Below are 9741 nucleotides of genomic sequence, written 5' to 3'. Positions count from 1 at the left end.
TATTAAGCGATATATTAAGCGATAGGTTAAGTTCGATAAGTTAAGCACGATAGGTTAACTATAGGACTAAGCTTTGCAGGCTTAATAGAGTTACACCACGACTTGATTAAACAGGTTTTGCACAATAAAAAGACCGATGAAACACGAGATAGCCGACATAATTGGGGTGATAACCCAACCCATAAAAATTCTAAGTAATACAGCAAATTGCACCGGTAGACGTTTTAATATGGCAATGCCAATGACCGCACCAATAAGGGCTTGCGAACTTGATACAGGAACAAGTGGGATTGAAGGTAATCCGATATTGGTAAACGCATCTGAAAGTGATTGCGAAGAAAATATAAACAGTACAGTTGAGTGAGCCATGACAACAACCCAAGCGCTGATTGGGGTCATGGTGATTAAATTATCCCCCACAGTGAGCATGACTTTTTTAGAGTAGGTGAATACACCAACACTAATCGCAATCGCCCCAATAAAAAATAATTGCATTGAAGCGCTAAATTCAACCCCTGCAATATGCAGTGGATCTAGCGGCGTACTCGGAACAAACACCCCCATCACATTCGCAATATTATTTGCGCCTAGACTGTATGAGCCAAACGCCCCAGCAAAGATTAATCCAATGCGAGTCCAGTTATCTAGTTGAAACAGCCCTGGCCTCAGTGTGTGCAGCAAAAATGTGACACACTTATATAAGATGATTGCCACCACCGCAGCAAGAATAGGGCACATAATCCAAGTGGTTAAAATTTTTGTGAGTACGTTTGAGTCTGTTACCATGTCGCTAAATAAATTCCAACCAATAATAGCACCCACAATGGCTTGACTCGTTGACACGGGTAATCCGGATTTTGTCATAAAATAAACCGTTGTAGCAGCAGAGAGCGCAACAGTAAATGCACCACCCATGGCCGATACCTTGCCTAATGCGCCCAACGTATGTGATGCACCTGCGCCACTAATGACTGAGCCTAAAATAAGCATAATGGAACAAATAATCGCCGCAGTTGAAAATTTGAGCATTTTGGCGCCAACCGCAGTGCCAAAAACATTGGCAGCATCATTAGCGCCTAATGACCAACCAAGAAACAAGCCACTTGAAAGAAACACCCAAATTGCAATATCCATGCATCCGTTCCTTATTGCGCCCGCTTCAGAGTGAAGATTGCAATGCGATCACAGATGTCTTCAGATAGATTGGCAACTTCGTCAATACGGTCAATAAAGTAGCGCAACTGAACCTTATTGATGAGATCTAAGTCTGTGTCAAATAGGTTTATTTTTGTTTTGGTGCAAAGCCGGTCAGCTTCGCTTTCAAAAGCGATAACCTTAGTGTGGTATTCCTGTACCCGTTGTAAATCGGTAAAAAAACTGCGAGCACATAACACGGTGTGATCGATGGTTTCACCTACCGCCTTCAATAACCTTAACAGATCCTCTTCAATTTCTGGCGGAATAATCGGTTGCTCAATTTTTAGGTGTAACCCTATGATGTCTTGCTTATTGATAAGCCGATCGGCAAGGTTTATTAATGAAGCCACATCAGAGCGTAAGTCTGGGATCAGGGTTTTAAGATAGAGAATCTGCTCGATTTCTCTTTTCAATAAATCAGCTTGATGCTCAATTGACTGCAGTTCATCTAACGTATGCTCAAATTCAGGGCTCCTAGGGCCATATGCGAAGTAACTTTTCCACATTTGCACTGATTTATGATGTGACAATGTGACTTGGTCAAAAAATAAATAGACCTTAGTTTCAGTCGAGCGACTTTGCGAGAGAAGAGTGGTGATTCGAGAAAAACCAAACATTGGCATCTCCTTAACCGTATGGGAAGGAAGCCGAAACGTAGGTCAAATAAACGGTTTGGTTATTTGACCTACTGAGGAACGCTATTGATTAAATGCTTCTGTAATGGTGAAAGTAGAGTTAGTTTTAGACCCTTGGTGACCAGAATCAAACCCAACAGCTTTAACCTGCTGATCAACATATTGATATGCTTCATCCAGTCGCGCTTTATCGCCGGCGCTACCTTTAAATGAAAACTCAGCGAAAGTAATCCGAGGTTTACGGTAGTAGGGGGTCCAAATTTGGAACTCCATTTCAACATCGTTAAAACGCTTATCTTTAACAAATCCTTCCCAAGCATGAGTCCGCATTACCTCGGTTTGAATTAAATCTTGCTTATGTTGGTTGTAAATATCACTGACGATATTCCACATCGCTTGATTGCGTTTTATGATGTCAAATACCGTAGCGATATTAACGTGCTGTATGTCGATGTCATTGGGAGAATAGGGCAGATCGTAACTGACACTATAAGCTGCTTTACCCTCGGTATAATCAACTTCAGCCTTTTTGTAACCACTCAGTTCGCCGAACGCTTCAGGATTATCGTCGCGTAATTTTATGGTAATTTTGCTTTTACGTGGTGTAGTCACATTTTCTCGAACACGAATATTAATGTGTTTAGCATTAAAATCACGATTGGGTGTATCAATAAATGTGACCAGTTTTATGCTTAGCTCATCTTCGAGAGCGATAAAACCAAATGCTTTTGTAAAATCAGGCGTCAGCTGATCTGCAGCATAAGGTAATGTGCTAGCCAGTCCGGTATTGACGTGGTATTCCAAAGACGTAAATTGGTTCGGTGAAAGTGCATAAGCACCGCTATGAAGGCATAAACTAACTAAGCCGATAACAAGTAAATGAGTTTTCATTTTCACTATCTCCTAAAAAGCAAACTGCACACGAGCTTGGATGATATTCCCATCTTGGTCGTATCGCGTGACGCCATCAATGTCGACATAAGCTTCTTTATAATCTGCTTTGGTATGGACATAGTTAAGTTGAGTTTTTAGGTTATTTTCTAAATACCAATTCACTCCTAAGATGTAATCTGTTTTTTTGCCGCCGATAATATCTGAGTCAGTATCATCAAAGTTTGCATGGTCATACCTAACTGCAAGCTCCCAAGCTCCATAACCTCCAGCAGAAATGGCACTTGCAGGGCTGATCGCTTTAAAGGTGCCTTTTTTGTTACTGTATTGCCAGCTTTCACCAGTTAAGGTGTACACGGCTTGAGCATAATAGCTATCGACAGTAATTGTTGAGTCATCGACTTGGTCAGCTTTTGCCATCATGTATTCTGCTTGCAAGAGCAGATTGTTACGTTGATAAGCCGCTTCAATACCATAATGTTGAGTTGAGTCTGCATCAAATTTACCAGTGTCGATAATTCGACCTGCTGGCTTGCTGCTTGGGCGAGCACGGTAACGTGTTTCTAATACGGCATCATTGTTCGAGGTGTAAAGCGCACTTGCGCCTAAATGTAACAGATGGACATTATTATTGATGGGGGCTGCGGTGAATCTTGCATTGAAAATATCTTGTTGGAAATTTTGGTCGTCATCGTCGAATCCGGCGTTCATCCCATAGCCAACTTTGAGGTTATAATTGTTGGCAATATAACCCCACTCAATACCGATACCACGCTCTGGAGAGAATGTATCCGTTGATGCTCGCTCTAAAAACGCCAAGTTTTTTGAGCTTCCTGTTGCTTCTAATCCATAGCCAAATTTTTGAAAACCAATGGTTAACTCATTATTGTCCCAACCTCTATAGCTAACATTGGCATCTTTTATTTCAACGTCCGATATTCCGTCAAAATCAAATTCGAGGGCATATTTCCATACATTTGAAAAATAACCTTCAATACCAAACCGGATACGACGTAAGCTAGCATCGTTAAATTTATCTTCATAAGTGAATTTGTTACCCGTGTATAGTTCATCAGCACTGACATAATCAGCTTGAAAACGACCGGTAAATTCAAGGGTTGAACTGCCATCTTTAGATATCAATTCTGGGGTTGGACTGCTTTTTGAAAACTTAATTCGATCGACTTTATTTGCTGCATCTTTTGCTTCAATTAGCTCTCTTTCAAGGGCATCTAATCGCCGCTCTAGTTCGATAATTTTGTCGGAGTCAGCTGCAATTACACTTGAGGGAAAACACAAAAGCGCAACTGAAATTGCCAGCGCAAGGCTTGAGATAGAGAATACTGTTTTGGTAGTCATAATAGTCATCCTTTGAATATTTATTATTATTTAACGAAGTGTTAAATCCACTCAATCTAGTTGTTTAAGAATATGACTATTATTGTGATTAAAATATGATCGCCATCAACTAATCTTGACTAAATCTTACAATTTGTTTATTTTTTGTTTGTTTGTCGTTTCTGGTTGGTGAACAAGAATTTTTGTAGAAAAAAATAGAAATGCAACTTAATGGTATTATCAATAAAAGATAAGCAGGCAGGAACAATGTGTCTCAATTTAATTAATTGATTTAATTGTTTTTAATGTCAATTTTAGATTGTCGAGTAGATTATCGAGCAGATTGTACTTAAATGTGGTTATGGTCATATTGTAATCGAATAATTGACACGTTATGTATATCGATAAATTGATTTTTAGTGCATTTTTAAAACAATATTGACAAGGGTTTGATGGGTTAAGTAATGCTTTTGTTTTACTTTGTGTCTGTTTATATAAGAACTTAATTTTTTTAAAGATGGATTTTAAATAAATGAATGTTGCATTAAAACGGCGAGGTAATATGATTTATCCCATTCATTTTTATGATGAGATAAATTAAAGATGTCATTAACAATCTGTTTTATAAGCTATTGAATCAATGGGGTATTTTGTTATTGATGTGACGAGCTAATGCCGTCGTTTGATGTTGTTATCATGATGAGCAAATAGATTGAGGGAAATGAAGCATGCTTTACCTGCGCAGGCTTCAATTTATCGGTTCAAATTATCCGTTCAATTACCAAGAGGTAAAAGGCTGCTTCATTAGCATTGAGTTGTAATAGCGTCTGTCACCCGTTACTTCTTTACCTAACCAGCTGGGCTTGTGTACTTTTTGTGCTTCATCAGTAAGCTCTACCTCTGCAACCACCAAACCTTGATTTTGCTGGTAAAACTCATCAACTTCGAAAGTGTGATTCTCAAACTCGACTAAGTAGCGTGTTTTATCAATAACACCAGGCTCACAAATTTTGAGTAGATCCTGTGCTTCAGCGACTGAGATTTCACTTTCCCATTCATAGCGGGAAGCCCCAGACTCATTACCAATGCCTTTAATGGTTAAAAAACCTTTATCACCTTTCACTCTAACTCGGACAGTCCGTTCAGGCACACTCGATAAATAGCCTTGAATGATGCGGACTGAACCAACAGCCTGCGATTTAAATAAATCGCTTTTGACTAAATATTTACGTTCGATTTCTTGAGCCATGATGCAAATCCTTTATATTGGCAAACCAACTTGAGTAACCGTCGGACTCATTAATGTTAGTTAGCTAGGGGTAAGTTTTTCATCCCAATAACGCGTTTGATCGCTTGCAAGTAATTGATATTCTCAACTCCGGTTAGCTTTAAATCGCTAATGGTTTTTTGTATATCTTCTATTTGAGTTGATTCGCTGTTGATACTGACAATTCGCGCGCCATTAACGAGCACGTTTGCCAACTCACAAATTGTATCATTAACCATATAGGCGTAGCGCTGTTTATGGATGTTGACTGCCTGTAAGTCTGGGTGGTTTTCGATAACAATAAGGAAGTCTTCTAAACAATAACTGTCTTGGGTTAATGAGGGTAAATCAACCATAAACGCGGGGAATATTTCTTCAATCAGCAGTGTTTTACTCAATGGAAATACCGCTTTAAGTTTTGGGTCCCATTGCTCTAAGCCATTGACCGTTTGCACATAGGATTTTATATCCATTTTACCGTCGCGGATTTTGGTATTGTTCAAATCATTGGTGCTGGAGATGATATAAATTTCGTCACTTTCTCGGCACCAAAGCTTTTCTGGAACAGGTAACGATAAACGCGCCATACGATAGGATGCTTCGGTAAAGTTTTGCCCGAAGGTCCGAAATTCAAAGCGAGGTTTAGATGTTTCACCGATGGTTAATTCAGACATGAGTCAGTCCTTTTATGTTGCCGTAATATTCGGATGAAGCTCAATCGTCACGATACTCTCCAGAGACAATAAAAAAACAGATCTAGATCAATGTTGTTACCAATAAGTTCCAATCTAATCTTACATAGTTAATTTGCTATGATAATATTTTTTGCAGTTATCGATTGATTTAATAGTAAATATTTTTACATGAGGTTACGTTGTTTATTTTGTGTAAATATTTAATTGAAACTAGTTTGTGATTTCGTTGATCTAGATCGAATTTCATTGATACTTTTACGAGTAATGTTTATTCAGCAGTCGCATAGCATCGTAAGGTAAACAACATGACCAAGGAAACTCCTTCAGCGACAGACCCACTGGATATGAATCAATATCGAATGGAAAAGCTGCCAATTAGAAATAAAAGCACCGTTGAACAATGGTTAGCGCGCATAGGAGCTTGGGTTGCACTTGCTGTATTTGTATTTTTACTCATCGCGGACCCCATGCCGTTCTTAGTGAATATTGATAGCTCTACGCTAAGCAAAACAGCGGTAGAACATTTTGATCAAGCTGGAGAAGTATTGTTTAGCTGGCATGGTCAGGCAATGTTTGCGATTTTTTGTGCCGCCATTATTCTCTGGATAACAGAAGCGATACCGAATTATTTAACGTCATTGATGGTGATTATTGCATTAGTGCTAACGGGAGTATTACCCGAAAAGGTCGCATATGCGCAATTAGGTCATCCGATAATGTGGCTTAATATTTTATCGTTTATTTTGGCTTCTATGTTGGCCACTACAGGTGTGGCTAAGCGCTTTGCGTTATGGTTTATCTGTCGTTTTGGGACAAGTGCAACCCCCATCTTTTACAGTTTTATGCTAATTAACCTGGTTTTGTCGGCCTTTATTTCTGCCACCACAGCAAAAGCCGCCATTCTAATGCCAATTTTTATGGTCATAGCCGCGGTGTATGGTGCTCGAGGTGGTGACAATAAAAATAATTTTGGGCGCAACTTAGTGCTGCAAAACCTACTGCAAATTAACTTATGTGCCGGCGCTTTTGTAACAGGCTCTGGTGCAAACTTATTGGCCGCGAGTTTAATCGCCGGTGCTATTGGTGGCAGTTTCTATTTTGCCGACTGGATGATTATTTCGATGCCCGTGGTAATTTGCATGGTTATTATTGGTTGGTTTGTTGCGACAAAGATATTTTTCCCATTGTCGCCTGAGGAGCGCTTACCGCAAATTGAGGGGGGAATGGATCGTTTACAGCAAGAGCTGAATAAGATGGGCCGAATATCATTTGTCGAAATTAAATCTATTGTGATTTTTGTGACTATTTTGATATTTTGGGCAACCGATAGGTATCACGGTGTCAGTGCTACCGCGGTTGCATTTATTGGCGCCATTGTGGCATTACTGCCTCGGGTTGGTGTGGTGAACTGGAACCAGGTAGATGTGCCATGGCACTTATTACTTTTTTCTGCGGGTGCATACACTTTGGGAGCAGGATTTAAACAAACTGATTTACCTAATTTGGCAGTCAATTTTGGTCTAGAATATTTTGGTTTAGATGAAAATACACCCTTCAGCGTTTTCTATATAGTGTTAACGGGTGCAATGTTGTTTAGTTCGGTGATATTTCAATCAAAAACGATGCGAACGATGCTATTTATCCCTATAGCGATTGGGGTAGCCCAACGTTTTGATTTTCCTATTATGAGCTTGGCGTTACCTGTAGCACTCCAAATAGAGCATGTTTATGTTTTACCTTTTAATAGTAAGCCGGCTTTACTGCTTTATTCCACCGACCATTATAGTTTAAGTGACACGTTTAAATTTGGCTTTACCATGTTGGTTATTGCTTGGGGTGTGTGCATCGTCTTGGGTGAAACGTGGTTTAGATGGTTAGGTTATACTCCCAATGGGGTGTTTTGGTAGCCTTCAAATCGAAAGACAATAGTATTGAGTACTAAAAATGAGCGCAAACAAAAATGAAATTCGAAGTAAATTGGCGCTACTGCAATTAGCCACGGAGCTTGGCAGCATAAGCAAAGCGTGCGGCATCATGGGCTATAGCCGTGACAGTTATTATCGTTTCAAAAAACAATATGAAACGGCTGGTGAACGTGGTTTAAAGAACTTATCTCGAAGAAAACCGGCATTAAAAAATAGAGTTTCACAAGTTGTAGAAGACCAAGTTATTGAGATAGCACTTGATTACCCTAATTATGGTCAAGCAAAAGTCGCAGAGTTGTTGACAGCCCGAGGCTGCGCTATTTCTGCCAGTGGTGTACGCACTATTTGGGTTAGGCATAATTTAGAAACCAAGAAAAATCGATTATTGGCATTACATAGCAAGCTAAAACAAGACAATAATTTAACTCTATCGGATCAAGATCGCATTGAAAAATTGTATCAACTCGAATCGAATGATCCCACCTTTGAGTGTCTTTATCCGGGTGATATCTGTGTACAAGACACCTTTGATTTGGGCGTTATAAACCCATTAGGACAGTTATATCAACATACCTTTGTTGATGGTTATAGTCAGTTTGCGATAGCGGTGGTAATGCCTAATCGTGATTCTGCATCAGCCGCTGAGTTTCTTGAACAAACAGTTTTACCTTGGTATGCCACTACCCACGGGCTTAATATCAATACAATTTTAACCGACAGAGGCAGTGAGTTTTTCGGCAAAAAAAGCCAACAGTTTAGTGATGTTTTATCTGCCCATAATATTAATCACATTCAAATGAGAGCGTACAATGGCCCTGTTGTAAATGGCCTTGCAGCTCGTTTTCAAGATCTGAGTTACCATGAGTTTTATGAGCCATTCTTGAAAGAAAACAAAGCAAGTTCGTTGTTAGAGCTCAATCAACAATTGGCGAATTGGTTGTATGACTATAACCATAATCATGCCATATCTGGGCGTTACACATTAGGCAAAACCGCTGCTGAGGTACTGAAACTCACTAAGCACTTATCAGACGCATCAAGCCAATGTAATTAACATTGCAGATGGCAGTTTACAAACCTAAAGTAGAACGGTCGTCTAGGGTTGTTTGCTATAATCATAAAAGTGGTACGCGGTTAGTTGTGGGGGATTATCGGTATTACCGCCTTCAAAATGTGTTGATGGGTTTTGCTCAATGCTACGCTAGTAAATAACAGGCATAAAAAAACCGTAAACGCTTATTAAGTGCTTACGGTTTGATAAGTATTAAATACTTATCTCATAGTAAATGCATACTACCACACGTGGAATCTGGAAGATTTCTGTAAAGCCTTTAACAACAAGGCGTGTGTGTGTTTTCCAGAAAAATGATATTTATCGGTCACTTTTCCTAAAAATGTAAATATCAACATATCATTTTCCAGATTTATTATCAAATTTGTTGGTTAAAGTGTGAACATCTCCGATGTCTCATGTAAATTTTTGACCATAGTTAGCTTTTGAGGTAATTACAGTCAGTGCGTTCAAATTCACTTTTATATTCGTCTTCACAAATTCTTTCTACTTCATTCCAAACTTTGACTTTAGACATTTCTAGTTGGTGTAAGCAGCTATTTATCATCTCAATATATTCATTCGTTACATTTTGAGCGATTTGAAGAAGTAATTTTCGTAATTCAATACTTTTGACGTTTAAGTAGCACTCTTGAGCTAAAGATATGGGCAAAAGCTCTAGTATTACTTTTGCCTGGGCTTTATGACACTGAGCAGCTTCTAAAGTCTTAATTAGAAGCTT

At 39.1% G+C, this 9741-nt stretch carries 9 protein-coding genes; 2 read left to right on the top strand and 7 right to left on the bottom strand.

Going from position 1 to position 9741, the window contains the following annotated elements:
* Positions 1-90: 90 nt before the first annotated feature.
* From H5202_RS14300 to H5202_RS14275, 6 genes are all read right to left on the bottom strand, one after another.
* Positions 91-1134: an inorganic phosphate transporter gene (locus H5202_RS14300; RefSeq protein ID WP_182772666.1), complete on the bottom strand. Its 1044-nt coding sequence runs from the start codon at positions 1132-1134 to the stop codon at positions 91-93.
* A gap of 11 nt (positions 1135-1145) precedes the next feature.
* On the bottom strand, positions 1146-1814 hold the full coding sequence (locus tag H5202_RS14295; protein ID WP_182772665.1) for a DUF47 domain-containing protein: 669 nt from the start codon (positions 1812-1814) through the stop codon (positions 1146-1148).
* 81 nt (positions 1815-1895) lie between these two features.
* Positions 1896-2723 carry a hypothetical protein gene (locus H5202_RS14290; RefSeq protein ID WP_182772664.1) on the bottom strand — a complete coding sequence of 276 codons (828 nt, stop codon included), beginning with the start codon at positions 2721-2723 and terminating at the stop codon, positions 1896-1898.
* Between the two features lie 12 nt (positions 2724-2735).
* The gene (locus tag H5202_RS14285; protein ID WP_182772663.1) at positions 2736-4082 is read right to left on the bottom strand and encodes an OprO/OprP family phosphate-selective porin; all 1347 of its coding nucleotides are present in this window, start codon (positions 4080-4082) and stop codon (positions 2736-2738) included.
* Between the two features lie 757 nt (positions 4083-4839).
* Entirely contained in the window at positions 4840-5310 is a 471-nt protein-coding gene (locus H5202_RS14280; protein WP_011639290.1) for a CYTH domain-containing protein, read from the bottom strand.
* Positions 5311-5366: 56 nt separating this feature from the next.
* Positions 5367-6002 (bottom strand): hypothetical protein, encoded by a 636-nt coding sequence (locus H5202_RS14275; protein WP_182772662.1) that lies wholly within the window; start codon positions 6000-6002, stop codon positions 5367-5369.
* 326 nt (positions 6003-6328) lie between these two features.
* Between H5202_RS14275 and H5202_RS14270 the strand changes: the two genes are divergently transcribed.
* Entirely contained in the window at positions 6329-7930 is a 1602-nt protein-coding gene (locus H5202_RS14270) for an SLC13 family permease (protein ID WP_182772661.1), read from the top strand.
* A gap of 37 nt (positions 7931-7967) precedes the next feature.
* Positions 7968-9002 carry a helix-turn-helix domain-containing protein gene (locus tag H5202_RS14265; RefSeq protein WP_182772660.1) on the top strand — a complete coding sequence of 345 codons (1035 nt, stop codon included), beginning with the start codon at positions 7968-7970 and terminating at the stop codon, positions 9000-9002.
* A 436-nt stretch (positions 9003-9438) separates the two neighbouring features.
* Here H5202_RS14265 and H5202_RS14260 read toward each other — a convergent pair.
* Positions 9439-9741: hypothetical protein (locus H5202_RS14260; protein WP_182772659.1), on the bottom strand; the 303-nt coding region annotated here is incomplete at its 5' end.

Origin of the sequence: Shewanella sp. SG41-4 (assembly GCF_014164505.1) — a bacterium.
Lineage (GTDB): Bacteria > Pseudomonadota > Gammaproteobacteria > Enterobacterales > Shewanellaceae > Shewanella.
The sequence above is the reverse complement of the archived record's forward strand: the minus strand, read 5'-3'. Positions and strand labels throughout refer to the sequence as shown.